We start from the raw sequence: 18234 nt of genomic DNA, 5'->3' as shown, positions 1-18234 counted from the left end.
ACGATAAGTACCTTGCGCTTCCTTAGTGGTTGGTCGATGTGTACCCCCACAGTGGACTTTCACCACCTAGATAGTTGCCATGCCTGGCACACAAGAAAAAGCCGCCTTAAAGACAGCTCCGATCTTCAGCTATAGCACATGTAAGTTCATTAAGCATGAAGTCGTATAACCTTATTTTAAATTAATCTACTCGATTTTCTCCCAATCGCTTTTTAATAGGCTAAATATAATTAAGTCTTCGTAATGGTCATATAACCATTGTCCATCCCGTTTAATTCCTTCTTGAACAAATCCCAATCTTTGTGGAATAGATATACTTTTTAAGTTATTAACTGCAACCTGAATTTCAATTCTATTTAAATCCAACTCTTTAAATAGGTAGTTCACTAATGAACTTACACTCTTAGTTATTATTCCATTCCCTTGTGCTTCTTCTGACAAAAAATAGCCGATACTTGTAGTTTTGTTCTTCCAATCAATAAAATGAAGACCAATCATTCCAACTAATGCCCCATTATATCTAATGCCAGCATCAAAACCATTATTATTGGCATAATTGGTTATCCATATGGGTATGATAGGCTCAAAATCCTGTGCAGATTTTCTTTTATCAACCCAAAGTAGCCATTTTCGTAAATGTTCTCTGTTATTATCTACTAATTTGAATAATTCCTCTGGTGCTGCTGTTGAAGTAACTCACTATTTGATTATCTACTTTGAATGAGAACATCCACACACCACCTAATTTTTCCCTATTTTAACCATGTTTATATTATATAAAATGTTATTCAACTAAACTGCCCCGTTAGTTAAGAATTGAAGCCATTTGTGTTCTGGTTCGTGTAATTGTATAGCATAATGAAGCCATTTTTTCCTCTGATTATCTAGATTGTCTATTATCGCCATAAAGTCTTGATGGTCTTTTTCTCTTGTGTTTTTTGCTTTATATAAAAGTACAATTTCTGGATTTAGATAAGGAATGCCTGTATCAGAATAACTCCAAACTGACTTAAGTGGATGGGAAATCGTTAAATCCCTTCTGAATTTCCAATCATAATCCTTTGTTGATAAAGAGAAAATGAAATTTTCTAATTTATTTATCTGACGCTACCCATAAGTAATGATCATACACAAAGTAGAATTTCACATATAAAAAAATAAAGAAAATGCGGGAGTTATGATTGCATTTTCTTCATTTTTTATCTTGTTTTATATAGCTTGAGTTAACTCATATTGCTTGTTTCTTATTTATCTTTCATACGTCTAAAGATTGTTGCCAAAATAGGGCCTGAAATATTATGCCATACACTGAAGATGGCACTTGGTACAGCTGCTAAAGGTGAAAAATGAGCTGATGCCAGAGCAACCCCTAATCCCGAATTTTGCATACCGACCTCGATTGCGATGGCCTTTCTCTTTGGTAAATCCATTTTAAATAGTTTGGCAAATAGGTACCCGATAATATAACCTAGTGTATTGTGCAAAATAACAACCGCAAAAATAAGTAATCCTGTTTCAGCGATTTTTTCTTGGCTTCCAGCAACAACGGCTGATACAATCGCTACGATTGCGATTACTGACACCAACGGTAACACTTTCACACTGGCCTTTGCTTGTTTTTTAAATACTTTTTGCACGATAATTCCCAAGATTATCGGAATGAGGACTACTTGTACAATCGAAATAAATAAAGAGCTTGGCGCGATATCAACCCATTCGCTGGCGAATAATAAAATAAGTGCAGGTGTAACAAATGGTGCCAGTATGGTTGTGATAGACGTAATAGTTACAGAGAGGGCCACATCCCCCTTAGATAAAAAGGTCATGACATTCGACGAAGTTCCGCCCGGACAACATCCAACTAATATAACTCCTATTGCAACCTCTGGTGGTAAATTAAATCCTTTCGCCAAAAGATAAGCAAGAGTAGGCATAATAACAAACTGACCAATGACTCCAACCGCCACATCTTTTGGTCTCGTTAATACTTCTTTAAAATCGTCTACCGTAATGGTTAAACCCATCCCGAACATGACAATTCCTAATAAAATGGTAATATATCCGCCAATCCAGGAAAATGTATTTGGTGACAAAAAAGCAAGTGTTGCAAAAATTAATACCCAAATGGCAAATGTACTACTAACAAACTGACTAAAACGTTCTAAAGTTTTCATTTTTACCTCTTTTAAAGTTAATTTAATTTTCTAAATTATATATCGAACACTGAATATAAACAATAGTAAGATAATTATTGTTGAAAATAAGTCACAGCTTTACTTTAGAAAACGCTCGATTGTGCGAATATGCAAATTATTCAACAAAGGTAGTCGGGTATTCACTTAATTACCCCACACCACATCTATTAAACTGTAGCTTTCTTCTTTGACAAGTCTAGAAATATTAAAATAATGCTACCACTATTTTTTTAGCACCTTTTTGAAGTATTCCTTCTATAATAAGTATTGATCTATATTTTTTAATAAACTTAGAGCGAGCATTTCAAACAACTCTTGCTAAATAAGATTCATGAGTATTTACCTATTTAAGGCTCAAGATTATTATATATATTCTAACGAGATTTATTTTAAAATATTCAAAATCTTTATTGTGATTCTACCGACAATAGCTCGGGTAAATCCAACATTTTTACATAACGCCAGCTAAGGATAATTCATATGCCTAACGAAGAATTACAAAAAATGAAGGATAGAATTAAAGTTCTGGAGCAAAAGAAGAGAGTTCTAGAACATAAAGTTTCAAACGAAGCTAGAAGAGCGAACGCGAAGACTGATTCAAAAAGGAGCACTTCTGGAAAAGTACTTAGAAGAAGATCGCTTGTCCCTAAAGGACACTGAAAACTCACTAAAATTATTAGCGGATTTTAAAAATAAAAATAAAGAATATGTAATTCGACAGATAAAAGGTTTAGATGAAGCAGTCCATTAAAAATGACAAGATAAAGGCATTCTGGAAAGCCCCATAAATTTACCACACACAAACAGTTTCGCTACTTTAAATATTCTTCTTTCCTTCTAAAACAGTAAGGACATTATCTTCGGTGTATAACACATTGTGCATTCCATAATCACCATTGTTGGTAGGGCTCTATAGGCAAGCTAAGGAACCGTAATAACTTCAAGCCCTTTATAACACGAAATGCTATAAAGGGCTTTGTATTTTTACTACACAACGGGTGCTTTTTCATGAACAATCGGGTGAAGGGCTTGAGTCTCATCAATATAAACAAAAGCATCATATCTATCTGACATTACAGAGGGTACATAGTTTCCAAATTGTTCATATTCCGGTCTGTACACAACCCCAATCGCCCGATGTCCAATCCTATCTCTGAATAGATGACGATTTTCATCGGTGAAAATGAGCATCTTATCATACGCCCCTGAAAGGTGCATACCCTCCTCCCAACTTCCATTCATTGCAGGGGGTACTGTTTTTACTTCAAAATTCATGCCCCATTCATCTGCCGCAATAACAGTTCCACTGTAGGTTCCGAATCCTGCAATAAATACATTTTCAGTTGGGTTTTGCTCACGAATAACCTGGCCGACGTTTATCATCCCGGAATCTCTCATATCAGTAGCGCTGGCATCGCCAACATGGGTATTATGTTCCCATACAATCGCCTTGCCTTCAGAACCGTAAAAATCCATAATTTCATTAAGTGCATCCACCATATGCATATCTCGAATGTTCCATGATCTATCGTCATGAACCACCATTGTCCTGTAATAATTTTCTGCATTATACGCTACCAATGCATTCACTTGAAGGTTCAAATTCAATTCTTCGTGATGGGGATATTTTTCTTTTGTTCGCTGAATAGTTGTCAGTAATTTGGCTACTTCATTTATACAGTCTTCCGAAAAAATGCCTGAGGAAACTGCGTACTCCTCATTATTCCGATTGAATGGCTCAAAACATGTGAATGCCTGTCTGGCAGCTTCGAGGTCAGGTGAATCAATTTGTTTTAAGTAATGGATCACTTCATCCATAGATTCCCAAAGACTATAGATATCTATCCCATAAAATCCAACTTTTGTTTGACTTTGTCCAGACTCATTGTATTCTTTCATCCATTCAATCAGGTCGATAATTTCCTCGTTTGCCCACATCCAGGTCGGCCAGCGGTTAAAACTTTTAAGAACATCCTGGGCGGATTTAGTTACTAAGTCATAACCTTTAACATATCTATTAATCGCCTGGCATGCGGGCCAATCGCCTTCAACGGCTACAAAGGTGAACCCTTTTTCTTTAATCAGTTTTTTTGTTATTTCAACTCGGGCCGTGTAAAACTCGGATGTTCCATGTGATGCCTCACCCAGCAAAACAAATTTTGAATTTTTAACTTGTTGAACGAGCTTATCCCAATCAGCTTCACTTGTAAGCGGGACTGAATGTTCGATTATTGACTGAACCAGATTACGATGCACTGTTTTTCCTCCTATTCTTCTTACGACCATTATCTTTTGTATTCAGCATTATAAGAGTTTGAACCTGCGTGTACTGACAGTAGTGTATCAGCGTATCCTACTAGACGATTTACAAGTTCATCACAAATGGAGTAAACCAGCTGAAAATTTTCTTCCTCAAATAGGACATGGTCATCCAGAATGACCGTTGTGTTAATAAACATATCTTTGTTTCCATATAGATTGTAGTGAACTATAGCCTTTCCAGCAGCGCCTCCAGTAACTGGATCATTAAAGCCGGGAATAAAAACAAACCATTCTTCAGCAGTAGCAGACCTGAAGTTTTTTGTAAAAGACATTTGCTTGGTTACAGTCAGTATCTTTTTTAAATCTTCCGGATTTATATCCTTGATCTTGTTCATTCCATAGCCACCCTTAACACCCTAGTTAATAATCTTCAGTTATAGATTTTCCTTAAGGGACCAATCCTATAAAAATTAATATGAAAAAAGGACTTTCCCCGGAAAAAAGCAAGCCTTAACCGCCTATATCGGCATAAACTTCACGTGGACCAACTTGTTTTCTAAATGCTTTTTGTTCGGATTCTACATTATAATTAGGTGAGAATGGGTCGGTCAGAATATCACCTGATATGGCTATCCAAAAGTGACAAACTGTATTTGAAATAAGAAAGGAGCCACAATCAAAATTCACCGCATTTACACGGACATTCAATGTTGAATACGGTGGGGAATCATACTGTAGATAATGGAGTTTTAATAGAATAACTTGACTGGTGTTTTTAAACTGTTCAAAACCGTCTAAATCCATCTCTCAAGATTTGAGGACCGAAAAAAACTAAGCCTCTCTACTTTAATAGAGAGGCTTAGTTCATGGCGTCGGTAATACAAAATCAATTATTCTTCCGGGACATTTTCATAGCAAATGAGTACATATCTGAACGGAATAAACCTTTATAATATTCTACTAAATTACCATCAGAATCAAAAATCATTCGTTCTGTAATCAGCAAGCACATCGTTTCTGTTATACCTAAATGTTCAGCATCTTCTTTTGTTGGAAAGCCGCATGTTATAATTTGTTCCGCTTCACAAAAGTTAATGTTTAGATCACCTTCGAGCGCATCATACAATACTGTGGTGCTTAAATCGAATTTCGTCAATTTTTTTCCTAGGTCCAAAGAATAATAATGCAATTCAATTGCTATGGGGACATCCCCTTGTAACCGTAGCCTCTTAATATGGTATGATTCATCCTCAAACCCATTTGCATCAGCTATATTTTCAGGAGTCAATACACGGCCATGATTTAGTAATTTAATCCCCATATTTTTTGTAGTCTCAGTAAAACTAATCATCTTAAGCCATTCTTGAACAGGTTTAAGAGATACAAATGTCCCCTTACCATGCCTTTTTTCTAATATCCCATCACGAACTAAAATAGATACAGCTTCTCTTACTGTGCTCCTACTAACAGAATACATATCCATGAGTTCTCTTTCACTTGGGATCTTATCCTTATAAAAACCTTGTAAAATTTGATCTTCTAAAATTATTTTTAATTGAACATGTAATGGGATTGGATTGTTAAAGTCTAGCTCCATAAAATTTCCTCCAAACAGAAAAAGACATTATGATGTTCGTATCAGTGATTATATTGTAAACCAAATTGTTATAATATTCAAATTAACTGGTATCAATTGATTCTTATACTTGTCTTTAGAAATAAACGCGAGATGTTCCCTGCTTGTTTTCTATTACAGCGCTCACTTTCGATCAATCAGAAAAGTTTTATACATGTAATTGGTTCTCAAAACGGTCCCAGTGATTATTATCCTTGCTAAGTTCATACTTTTTGTATGAATTAAACGAGTATCCATGGATATACAAAACCCTGAATAGCTCCAACTATTCAGGGTACAGTTCAAAATGGAAAAGATGTTTTCGCTCAAAAAATACCCTTACCTCCGTATGATGCCATCTTAATAATTCCATAGTGATTTTATAGACAACTCTGGGAAGCTGCCACCCAAATTATAAGACCCTCTAACATTAGACTATAAAATACGAGATTATAGAAAGAAGCAACGAAGTAATGGTCATTGCCAAAAGTGGACGCATGGCTTTTGTACGAAGCGCCTGCAAGCTTACATTTAGTCCAAGCCCAATCATGGCCATAGTCAAAATAAATGTAGTAGTTTTAGAAATACCCTCCATTACTATTGAAGAAACTGAGACATATGTTCCAAACACATAGCTTCCAATTAAACTCATCATTATAAAACCAACGAGGAACCATGGAAAATCAATTTTTGCATCTTTACCCGTTTTTTCCGAAGAACGTTTTTTCATCCAATACATAAAAATGAAGCATAATGGGATAAGCAAAAAGACACGGCCTAATTTTGCCAATAGTGCAATAGCTAGCGCATCTTCACCTGCTGGGGCTCCTGCCAATGCAACATGAGCAATTTCATGAAGACTGATACCAGACCATATCCCATAATCCAACGCGGATATCGGAAGGATAGGTCGTATTAGGGTATAAATTATAGAAAAAAGTGTCCCCATTAAGGCGATTATCCCTACACCTATTGCAGTATCTTCTTCTTTTGCTTTCACGATAGGTGATATTGCTGCGATTGCTGCTGCACCGCACACACCCGTTCCTACCGCGAGAAGAAGCGAAATTGAAGGATCAGCTTTTAACCACTTTGCAATCAGAACCATTACGATTATCGCAAAAGCTACGGTTCCTATGTCACGAACTAATAAAGGCAAACCCTGATTAAAAATCACATCAATATTTAATTTCAAACCATATAAAATAATTGCAAAACGGAGAAGTTTTTTTGCGGAAAATTCAATGCCCTTACGGAATTTTTCTGGATAGCCAGCAATTTGTCGATAAATCACTGCAATAATAATTGAGCAAGCGAGCGGTCCAATTCGATCAAATCCTGTAATTTTAGACAGCCCCAAACCTAAAAGTGCGATAAAAAATGTAAAAGCAATACCACCAATCCATAATAGTAAGCTTGATTTCTTTTCTTGAAGAGGTAATTTTGAATTTTGTTGTTCCTCACTTGTTTCCTCTAGGGGCTTATATTTTTCTAATTGCATTCATTCCTTCCCCCTTTCCAAATAATTAAAGACAACTTGTAACCCGGTTTGCTTTAAAAATCATGGATCATCGCTACATTTCTATTGTTTGAAAAAGATCAGTTTCTTCTATAATATAGGGAGGATTTCCTTTAATAAAATACTCGTACTCTGTTAAAAAAGGTAAAGTAGGTTTTTGATTATCCCATAATTCAGGAACGGCTAAAGTTTGGGAACGATGAGACCTTAAAGCCCGAATCTTTTTCTGCAGAGTTTCTGAGATATTTACTTTAGTCACACTTTTCAGCATGTTCTCTTTTATCCATTTTTCATAATATGTATGCCAAAGGACAAAGTATAGTCTCTTGGCCTTAAAGGCAGAAAAAACAGAATCTGGATAAAAATCTGAATCACCGGATTTTGAAAACGCTATTGTCGCTGCACGACCAATTGCACAATGGTCTGGATGTCCCCCATATTTCTCATCAAACGTTACTATTACATGGGGTTGAATTTCTCGAATCACTTTTACAATTCGCTCCACTAATAAATCGATGTCTTCAAATTCAATTGTTTTATCTCTTAAATTTAAATACCGTAGGTCGTTAATCCCTAATTCTTCACATGCGTTTTTTAACTCTAGTTCTCGTAATTTCGGCAAGGATTCTCTCGTTGCAAGAATGGGATTGCCCATACGCCTACCCATCTCACCTTTTGTTGCACAAAGTAAGGTTACCTGTACACCATGTTTAGAAATTTTGGCGATCGTTCCTCCACAAAGAAATGACTCATCATCAGGATGCGCAAGTATTACCAATAACTTTTTTTGAGATACCATAATACCTCCGCTTTTGTATTAGTCTATCAGCATTTATATAAAAAAAAACAGGACATGGATGTCAAAACAGTTAGACATATCATGCCCATCTTTAATCGTGACCAATAAAGTTATCTGAAGCCTTTATCTACATTAAGGGTTAACACAATTCATACAAAACAGATTTAACAGTTTCTATGACAAAGTGTAAATCTTCAACAGTTGAGGATAAAGGCGGTGCAATAATTAATACATTCCCGTATCCAGGAACTGTATCTCCGTTTCGGCCAATAATCAGGCCTTTTTTCTTACAAGCCCCAATTACCTTTCCCATTAGCTCTTCAGATACAGGTGTTTTTGATTTTTTATCTTCTACTAGTTCAATTCCATATAAAAATCCAATTCCACGCACTTCTCCAACCTTTTCAAGAGCAGTCAATGCAAAGAGTTCACTTAGTGTTGATTCACTGAGTTCAGATACTCGTTGAACAATATTTTCATTTTCGATAATTTCAATGTTTTTGAGGGCAACTGCGCAAGATGCAGGGTGACCTCCGTAGGTTGACACATGTCTAAAATGATTTAAATTTCCGTTTTCCTTAAATTTTCCGTAAATCCTAGAGTTCACAGCTGTTGCTCCTAGTGGAAGATAACCGCTGGTCAATCCCTTTGCCATTGTTACAATATCAGGTTGAACCCCATCAGAGTGCATAAATCCAAACATTTTTCCTGTTCTGCCAAAACCTGAAACCACTTCATCCACAATTAAAAGAACATCATGCTTCTTACAAATTTCCGAAACTTTTGTTAAGTACTCTTTTGAAGGGATAAGGACCCCGCCGCCTGAAATGAATGGTTCAAGTATAACGCCAGCTACAGTCTCTGATCCTTCAAAGTTAATAACCTGATCAAGATAGTCTGCTGCAAGGAGGTCAGAGTTCTCTGCGTTTTCTCCAAATGGGCTTCGATAACTATATGGTGGTGGCACATGCAGAAAACCCGGAACCGCTGGGTCATATTTCACTCTCCGATTCGCCTGAGCTGTTGCACTTAAAGCACCGAAGGTATTACCATGATAGGCTCGATACCTAGAGATGAATTTGTATTTCCCCGGGTTTCCATTTTGAGAATGATATTGGCGAGCGATTTTAAAAGCGGTCTCATTCGCTTCAGATCCACTGTTAGTGAAAAAGGTTGTATATGAACCTTTTAAATGTTCACTTATTTTAGAAGATAGTTCAATAGCTGGCTTATGGCTTAAAGTTAATGGGAAGTAAGATAAATTCACCATTTGCTCATACGCTGCCTGAGCAATTTCTTTTCGTCCATGTCCTAAATTCAAGCACCATAATCCAGAAACCCCATCTAAATATTTATCGCCTTTTGTATCGGTAAACCATGAGCCGCTTCCTTCCGTTGCAATCATGGGACTTTCCTTTTCGTTATAACGATGCATCGCATGCCATAAATGATCTTTATCCATTTGAACAAGGTCTTTAGTTTCAGTTTCTAATTTCAATATTGAAACCCCCTTTTTATTTATTGAAATGAATTTTAGTAAGTAACCTATACCGATCCAACTCAAAATAGAAAACAAGAGTATGAAAATATTGATGTTAAGGAGTAAATAGACGCGATAACTCAAAATACATCCATTAAGTATCGCGCCCGTTTCAACATTCTTTTTAGAAATTATTTATCCCAGTTTTTATGATCTAAATGAGCGTACTTTTCTAATAATCTAGTAGGCATTTTTAAAGCGTCTTTTCTAAATGGCGGCGCTAATTGGGTTCCATCCACCTGAATATCAATGACGGTAGGTTTGTTTGATTTTATTGCCGCCTCTATGACAGGCCCTAATTCTTCAGGTTTTTCCACTCTAATTCCAACTGCCCCCATTGAACGAGCAACTTCTGCAAAATCCGGATTTTGGATATCTGCACCAACAAAACGATTATTATAAAAATCGACTTGGTTCTTTTTCTCTGCACACCATGCATTATTATTAAAGACGCACGCGATAACTGGAATGTTTTCTTCAACTGCTGTACTTACTTCATGTAAGCTCATTCCCCACGCTCCATCTCCAACGATTGCTAAAACTGGTGTATTCGGCTCAGCTAATTTGGCACCAAGTGCAGATGGATAAGCAAAACCGGTGTTTCCGAATGTAAGGGCAGCGATGTGTCTACGACTCTGGTTAAATTTCAAGTAAGCGTTTGCAGTTGATGATACATTACCAATATCTGTTGAAACAATAGCATTCTCAGGTAACACTTTTGTTAATTCTAAGAGAGCTCGACGTGGATTAATTGGTGTCCCATCTATCATCGCAAGTTCTACTAGTTCTTCTTCCCATTTTTGTTTTTCATTTGTTACTTCTACCATCCGCGCTTTTTCTTGTTTTAGATTAGGTTTAATTTCCTTTAACCGTTTCATAATTTCTCGACTAGCTTCACGAGCATCACCGATAATGCCAACTTCAACTGGGTGGGTTCTAGCGATTTGCCTTGGATTAATATCTATTTGAATTATTTTTGCCTCTTTAGGGAAATATTCAATGTCATAACATGGTAATGTACCAAATACGGATAATCTTGTGCCAATCGCTAAAATAACATCTGCTTTCTTTAGTGTATTCATAGCAGCTTTTGATCCCATATATCCTATTGGGCCAACAGCTAACGGATGATCTGCAGGAAATGCATCATTATGCATATAGGATACAGCTACCGGAGCTGTCAAGTGTTCTGCAATATTCTTAATTTCCTCAATACCATCCGAATCAACTGTCCCTCTACCTGAAATAATAACTGGATACTCAGCCTCAGCTAAAATTTCAGCTGCTCTATCCAATGATTCAGATGACCCGCATCCTCGTGAATCTACGCGATATTGATGTGGTTGAAGAATTTGATCCTCCACTTCACCATAGAAATAATCACGTGGGATATCAAATAATACAGGTCCTCTTTCAGCATAAGCAATTCGAAATGCTGTCCGTAGACAATCAGCGACTCGACCTGGGTGGGTCACTCTCACCGTTTCTTTTGTGATGGCCTTGAAAATGGAAACCTGATCACATTCCTGAAAACCATCCCATCCAACAGTTGGTGTACCTGCTGACGGAGATATTACTACCATAGGAGTATGAGCTTGATTGGCCGCAGCCACAGAGGTTACCATATTGGTCATTCCAGGTCCGTTTTGACCGATAACAACCCCAGCAACACCTGAGACACGACAATAAGCATCTTCCATATGAGCAGCACTTTGTTCATGGCGAACTCCAATAAATCGAATGCCTGCTGTTGGCAATAAATCAAGCATATCCATAAAAGCAGAACCTAGAATTCCCGATATATGTTTGACCCCCTCTGCCACTAATGTCTCAACAATAGCTTCACTTGGTGTCATTTTTACTTTCGTTCCTCTTAACATTTTTGTTTCGACCATTGCACATTCTCCTTAACTTTAATGTATTTCTGATAATGACGTTGCAACGTCCGTACCAGTTATAAGATGTATAATACTACCATTCCATCGAACAGTCAATGAATAAATTGAATATTTTGAATTTATTTAAAATGGATATCCTTGCACATACAGATAAAAGTGGTAATATCACATTTTTTTATTAATATATCTGTTTTAGCCCCCGATAAAAGTTTCTTTTTTTTCTGTCAATCTGTAATTAATTCTATCAATTATTTCTAATAAATCTCCTATTTCATCAATAACGAAGTCGGCACCTGCATTTAGAAAACGATTTTCAGCATTCTTCATTCGCTTTTTGAGCTCATACGGATCCATTTCGTTGATTTCTTGTTCAGAAAGGCCTATTTCGCTGCCGCCTTTTAATACACCAACAGTCCACATTCCAGCATGAATCCCCTCTTTGATGTCACTGATTGTATCACCAACCTTTACAATCTTACTTAGTGGATATACTTGTAGGTTAATAGCCGTTTGAAAGCACATCCAAGGGGCAGGACGTCCTGTAGGCACTTCTGAAGACGCGACAATAGAGTCTGGTTGATAGCCCCATTTTTTTGCCTCTCCTGCTACAACATCTATCATTTCACGAGTATAGCCAGTTGTTGAACCGATTTTTATTCCTTGTTGTCTCAAACTGCTAACGAGTTCAATTAAACCTTGTACAGGCTTGGAGTAATTTTGGAGAACCTTAAATAACAAATCCTCAAAGTCCCTATATAGTTCATTTACAGCTTCTTCACTAGGTTCTCTCCCAAATGCATCAACCCATAATTTCGAGATCCGAGTCATTTTCAGGAGTTCCCTTATGTGGTCAATTTTTAATAAGCCCATTTGTTTTCTTGCTTCCTCAATGGTAATATCAATCCCCCTTATTTTAAAAACTTCTACAATCCCTTGGACCGGTGCAAAACAACCATAATCTACCGTTGTGCCCGCCCAATCAAATATAACTGCCTGAACCTTCCCTTTCACTCTATTTCCCCCTCCTAATTTATTGATTTCTCACAAAAAAAGCTTATTCTAAAAAAGCACGTAAAGTCTCTTTGTGAATCGATGCGGATATTAGGAAATACTATTTCACTTCCTCCAAAAATAACTGTAAATCTTCTTTCGTAGCTTTAGAGAGTTCGTTGATTTTTTTATTAGATTTTTTAAGACTTTGCGTTAATTGTGGACTGACAATGAAGGAATGTATCATTTATTAAAGAGTAAAACAATATGATTTACCTGAAACTGAATTCTATTAAGTACTTTTTACAGATAAATATTAAGGAAATCATATAGTCTAGCTAAAAAATGCCGATAATTGAAGAATTTTCATCTGAGGAAATCCATAGAAGCAAACATAGCAACAAATATACTGAATTTAATCGGTTAGGTTGAATCAGTATATCTTTAAATTGTCATATTCCTAATGTCTATTGATGGCGTAGAAATTTAGATTAATTATATTTAGAATTTCTCAGAATTAGGGGGGCTAGGAACAATATTTAATTCATTCTCCATATACTTCGCTTTTTTTCGTCGAAATAAAAAGAAAGAACATATAACTATAAAACTGAATAGCATCGTAAAAATAAACTGTGGACGCTGTGAATCAATAAATGCCATTAATATTAAAACGGAAATCATAGAAATGATGGTTGCATAAGTTAAGTATGGAAATAACCACATTTTAATCTTGAAAATCCCAGGATTCTCTTTTTCCATCCTTTTCCTTAAACGGAGATGAGATATCGCAATGGCTAGATAGACAAGAATTCCAATCCCACCAGAAGAATTTACTAAAAAGAAAAATATTTTGTCAGGAGAAATATAACTAAAAATTGTGCTAATAAAGGCAAACAGTGTACTTGCAATTACTGCTAAAACCGGGACCCCATTCTTGCTCACTTTTGAAAATAATTTTGGGGCATCACCCTTTTGTGCAAGAGAAAATAACATACGAGAGCTCGTATAAAGCCCTGAATTCAAGCAGGAAAGCAAAGCGGTTAGAACTACGATATTCATAATTAAAGCAGCCGAAGGAATTCCCATCATTTCAAGAACAGCAACAAAAGGACTTTTCAGCAAGGATGCTGAATTCCAAGGTAAAAGTGTCACTAGTATAGCAATTGAACCGATATAAAAAATAAGTATACGCCATACAACGCTATTTAATGCACTTCTTACAGACTTTACTGGATCACTAGTCTCCCCAGCTGCAATGGCTGGAATCTCAACTCCAACGAAAGCGTGAAAAACAATCGCTACACCAACAAGTACTGAACTAATCCCGTTAGGAATAAAACCACCAAAGTTCAAAAGATTAGAAGCGCCAGGTGACTTTATAGCTGGAATTAAACCCAGAATCACCGCTACTCCTAAACATAAGAATAGAATAATACTGACTATTTTAATAATAGAAAACCAATATTCAAATTCGCCAAATGATTTAACAGAAAATATATTTGTAAGCTTTAATAGAATAATTAATGAGAGACTTATTAACCAAACTGGAACTGAAGGAAGCCACTCATGTATTATCGCTGCCCCTGCTGTTGCTTCAAGTGCAATTACAATAACCCAAAAAAACCAATATAACCAACCTGTAGTAAAACCTGCCCACTCCCCAACCCCTTCTCTTGCATAAACAGCAAAGGATCCTGTATTAGGGTTTACTGTAGCCATTTCTCCGAGCATTCTCATGACTAAAACAACGATTAAGCCTGCTAATACGTAAGATAAAATCGCTCCGGGTCCTGTTTGACCAATAATAATACCGCTTCCTACGAATAAACCAGCTCCTATGACACCACTCAAAGATATCATTGTTAAATGTCTTTGTTTAAGACCAGGTTTCAATTCTTCTTGTTGATGTTTCATAATCTCCACCAACTTTCAGTATTTTGGGGAACCACCTATTTAACGCTTACATCTACTTAAATAGCCAAGCTTCTTTAACACAACTACATAATAAAAATCATACATAACCTGAAAACGGAGCGGATTTACCAATAAATAGACATTTCCGAAACAAACACTAGCTTTATTCTTTTGTCTGCATACACAAAAAAATAGGTCTTTTCTGCTTATTACTTAAACTCGTAACCAAAGAGACGAAGCTCTAGATTTTCTGTTATCTTAATTCCTCCTCCATATAGTTTATTATGACAATCGAAACGGAACCAACATCACTACGTCATGATGTTAGTACCACTTTCTATGTGTATAATACACTTTGACTCTTTTAAAGTCAATTTAAAAATCAGAATATTTGGACAACTATTCAAAAGTCATTATTAGGACATAATTTTTTTTATGTTTACAAAACACCAGACTGACTCCTGATCTCGTAATTCTATTTTTCCGTTTTAGCTGTTTTGTCCAATTGTTCTTCGGTATCTATCATTACTGCCTTCTGATTTCTATTAAGCATTTTCTTTAAAAGGGACGAAAAGATCAGCGTAAACGCAACACCCTTAATGATCGAAGTATAACCATAAACAAGCAGACCCAATAATAGTACGATAAGATTAATTATCCTGATTGTCGCTGCTATATCTATTTTTTTATTATTGTGATGTAAAATTAAAGCTATAACATCAAACCCCACAGTGGATGCATTTGCTGTTATACATAAATAGTATCCTAGTGCTATCAAAATCGAAGAAATGATAATTACTACAATGATGTTTACATTAATGCTTATATTCAGTGAATAAAATAAGTTTAAAAAAAGCATATAACTAAGGGAACTTACTATTGATTTGAAAAAGTACTCTTTCCCTAGAAAAACTAAACATATAATTAATAATAGTCCTGTAACAAAATTAGCAAGCATGGCTATGTTATAGCCAGATAAAGCATTTAATAGTAACGCGGAACTCGTCACACCACCATTAATAATTTCATTAGGTACAATTAAATAAGCATAGGCAAAGGTCATTGAAATATTTCCCACAATAATTTTAATTAAGTCCTTCATTAATTTTGTCACCTTTCTATTACAATTTAAGAAGGAGTCTAAAAATTAGATAGTTAAAGCTTTCTCCTCCTTCGATATATATATTTATACTTGAACTATATGAACAACATTCATTTGTAAGTTCAAATATTAAAGATTCGTTTAAGTTACATTAAGTTTTTTTTACCGCCACTGCTTTTTGATAAAAGTAGAATGAATCCCTTGCTAGAAGCTCTCTGCCCTCCTAATCACCGTCAATATTCATGCAATCTGACAAGAATTGTATTTAACCTCCTATTAAGTTAATAAGAATTTTTTTTTGAAATAGTCCTACTCTCAGAACCTGATTCATTCATTATCAAAAGTAGTGATAATATTGGGAGACAAAATAAAAGATCGTGGAATTATCAAGTGGCGGTCAGCATCATTTCTTCCCGAACAATCCAATAGGCTCGAGAACGGTTAAGAGTATATTAAAGCAAACCAAACCCATTTTGAGTGAATACTCAATTGAAGAATTTTATTGCTAAAATTAAGAATCTTATCTTTTGTATGAAAATTGGATTCCGAGACGTTTCATTCTCCTTATCAGTTTTCAATTTTAGCTATTGTATCCTCATTGAATTGTTCTCTTATTGGGTAGATTCTTAAAGCTAATTCACTTTTATTAAGGGTCGTATCAATATCAGATCAGCTACCATGTTCTTTAAAACCGATTTAGTTAGTTTAAATATATCTTGAATAAACATAACATCTTTAATTGTGTTCAATTCTTCCAACCTCCCTGTCCCTTATGTAATTCTCATTATATTTTTTGTTTCCTCTAATTAAGCGTGAAAATCGCACCATTTTTCCCTAATATGGAACAAAATGTGATTTACTTTACACCATAAAGTGATTTGTTAAAACAAAAAAAGCACTCTCAAGTAAGAGAAGGGTTTCCATTTTTATTTTTAAGCACTTCATAATATTATTTAGTCGGGTAGTTTCCCACTTAGTTGCATCACAGAGCCCTGGTTTTATTTTTCAGAACAAAAGGGGAAACTCTCTTACACCAAATACTTGTGAAACTTGCAAAAATAACTTTAAGGGAATCTGTGCAAGTAATGATCTTAACGGAAAGCCAATAGATAATAATCTTCATCCAGATTCCTGTCATTTTACTGGAGTCATAAGATAAATAATTATAAATTGTCTAATGGAAAAATCGTATAAACCAGATATGCAGCTAAACAGCTTGCTAGAGAAATGAAATTAAAAAGAAAATCTACATTAATAGTTAAATCCTCTGATAATCAGTAGTGCGTCTCACCAAAAAAAATCTAAAAATAGACTTTTTGGAAGGGAGAATCTAATGCGTAGAATTTATATGAACATCTTATTAGTTGCTGAGTGGCTTCTTTTGGCTTTCAGCTTTTACTTGTTTTTATTGTCTTATAGAAACAAAGGCATTTTTTATAGGTCTTTTCTTTCTTACTATTGGATTGCTTTGTCTCTTTATCTTAAAAAAATCTAAAAATCAACAAGGTAACATTCTTTCCCTTTACAAATAGGTAGAAAACCTTTACTTACTTAAGAAGACCGTCCTAAGACGGTCTCCCTTACTTTAACAAATAAAGAACGCCTAACCATTGGGGGAGGCGTACAAAATTATATATTCAATAGTCTTTTCTAGAAGTTCAATATCCTTATATATCACTCGCATAACCCTCATATCATTACATCTTTGGTAATCCCGATGTAACTGTTGAAGTTCTTTAGTAAAGATAGGGTACTCACAGTTTTTTTCCACATTCTGTGGCCCTAACGAATAAATTAATCTATTAATATTTCCCCCTAAAACAAGATAATTAAAACTAATTTATTTATTCAAACTATACTGTAGCTTTGAAATAAAGTTTGAACAAAAATACCTCGCAACCCTAAATTTTACGATATTGAACTACCCACCACTTATCGACCTTACGGTCTGATTGAAGTGGGGGATTCCTAAGAACATTAGCCTATCGGCCAATTATTAATTAGGCTACTCCCGTAGTTCCTACGGTTAGAAGCCTTATGGCTTCATTCATTAGATTGAGTCCTGCGTTAATATCTCGATTGTGGTGAGTAGAACAAAAAGGACAATCCCATTCACGAAGATTCAGATGTTTAACGTCTTTATTTTGGTAACCGCAGCTAGAACACAATTGGCTAGAAGCAAACCTTTTAGATACGGTCACGATTTGTTTACCATACCATTTTTCTTTGTATTCCAACATTTTTTTGAATTGGTACCAAGATACTTCACTAATAGCTTTAGCTAGTTTGTGATTTTTCATCATATTCGACACTTGCAAGTCTTCCATTCCAATAACATCGTGGTTTTTGATGATTTCGGTAGAAACTTTATGTAAGTAATCCATTCGGGCATTTGAAATT

At 35.5% G+C, this 18234-nt stretch carries 13 protein-coding genes and 2 pseudogenes; all 15 read right to left on the bottom strand.

Features of this window, described 5'->3' with window-relative positions; genetic code table 11:
* Nucleotides 1–186: 186 nt before the first annotated feature.
* Nucleotides 187–730 (bottom strand): annotated as a pseudogene (locus ACQKMR_RS26650) (GNAT family N-acetyltransferase).
* A 62-nt stretch (nt 731–792) separates the two neighbouring features.
* A pseudogene (locus tag ACQKMR_RS26645) lies at nt 793–1065 on the bottom strand (nucleotidyltransferase domain-containing protein); the annotation flags it as partial.
* A gap of 179 nt (nt 1066–1244) precedes the next feature.
* Nucleotides 1245–2174: a bile acid:sodium symporter family protein gene (locus tag ACQKMR_RS26640; protein ID WP_427699972.1), complete on the bottom strand. Its 930-nt coding sequence runs from the start codon at nt 2172–2174 to the stop codon at nt 1245–1247.
* 1008 nt (nt 2175–3182) lie between these two features.
* Nucleotides 3183–4451, bottom strand: coding sequence for an erythromycin esterase family protein (locus tag ACQKMR_RS26635; protein ID WP_427699971.1), 1269 nt, complete (start codon nt 4449–4451; stop codon nt 3183–3185).
* A 29-nt stretch (nt 4452–4480) separates the two neighbouring features.
* A complete protein-coding gene (locus ACQKMR_RS26630; protein ID WP_427699970.1) occupies nt 4481–4852 on the bottom strand; it encodes a hypothetical protein in 372 nt (123 codons plus the stop codon).
* Nucleotides 4853–4967: 115 nt separating this feature from the next.
* Nucleotides 4968–5261, bottom strand: coding sequence for a hypothetical protein (locus ACQKMR_RS26625; protein WP_427699969.1), 294 nt, complete (start codon nt 5259–5261; stop codon nt 4968–4970).
* 82 nt (nt 5262–5343) lie between these two features.
* Nucleotides 5344–6054, bottom strand: coding sequence for a GntR family transcriptional regulator (locus ACQKMR_RS26620; protein ID WP_427699968.1), 711 nt, complete (start codon nt 6052–6054; stop codon nt 5344–5346).
* A gap of 448 nt (nt 6055–6502) precedes the next feature.
* Complete coding sequence (locus ACQKMR_RS26615) at nt 6503–7573, bottom strand: YeiH family protein (protein WP_427699967.1); 1071 nt, start codon at nt 7571–7573, stop codon at nt 6503–6505.
* A 73-nt stretch (nt 7574–7646) separates the two neighbouring features.
* Nucleotides 7647–8390 carry a PIG-L family deacetylase gene (locus ACQKMR_RS26610; protein WP_427699966.1) on the bottom strand — a complete coding sequence of 248 codons (744 nt, stop codon included), beginning with the start codon at nt 8388–8390 and terminating at the stop codon, nt 7647–7649.
* A gap of 139 nt (nt 8391–8529) precedes the next feature.
* Entirely contained in the window at nt 8530–9888 is a 1359-nt protein-coding gene (locus ACQKMR_RS26605; protein ID WP_427699965.1) for an aminotransferase, read from the bottom strand.
* Nucleotides 9889–10061: 173 nt separating this feature from the next.
* Nucleotides 10062–11825: a sulfoacetaldehyde acetyltransferase gene (gene xsc / locus ACQKMR_RS26600; protein ID WP_427699964.1), complete on the bottom strand. Its 1764-nt coding sequence runs from the start codon at nt 11823–11825 to the stop codon at nt 10062–10064.
* A 195-nt stretch (nt 11826–12020) separates the two neighbouring features.
* The gene (gene phnX, locus ACQKMR_RS26595) at nt 12021–12839 is read right to left on the bottom strand and encodes a phosphonoacetaldehyde hydrolase (RefSeq protein ID WP_427699963.1); all 819 of its coding nucleotides are present in this window, start codon (nt 12837–12839) and stop codon (nt 12021–12023) included.
* Nucleotides 12840–13319: 480 nt separating this feature from the next.
* Nucleotides 13320–14732, bottom strand: a complete 1413-nt coding sequence (locus ACQKMR_RS26590) for an amino acid permease (RefSeq protein WP_427699962.1) — start codon at nt 14730–14732, stop codon at nt 13320–13322.
* A 475-nt stretch (nt 14733–15207) separates the two neighbouring features.
* Complete coding sequence (locus ACQKMR_RS26585) at nt 15208–15834, bottom strand: YitT family protein (protein ID WP_427699961.1); 627 nt, start codon at nt 15832–15834, stop codon at nt 15208–15210.
* Nucleotides 15835–17834: 2000 nt separating this feature from the next.
* A partial coding sequence (locus ACQKMR_RS26580; RefSeq protein WP_427699960.1) for an RNA-guided endonuclease TnpB family protein occupies nt 17835–18234 on the bottom strand: 400 nt, incomplete at its 5' end.

It is taken from the genome of Peribacillus sp. NPDC096540, assembly GCF_050278525.1.
In the GTDB taxonomy this organism is placed as follows: Bacteria; Bacillota; Bacilli; order Bacillales; family DSM-1321; genus Peribacillus.
Note: the sequence above shows the minus strand (reverse complement) of the source record. Positions and strands in the feature narration are given on the sequence as shown.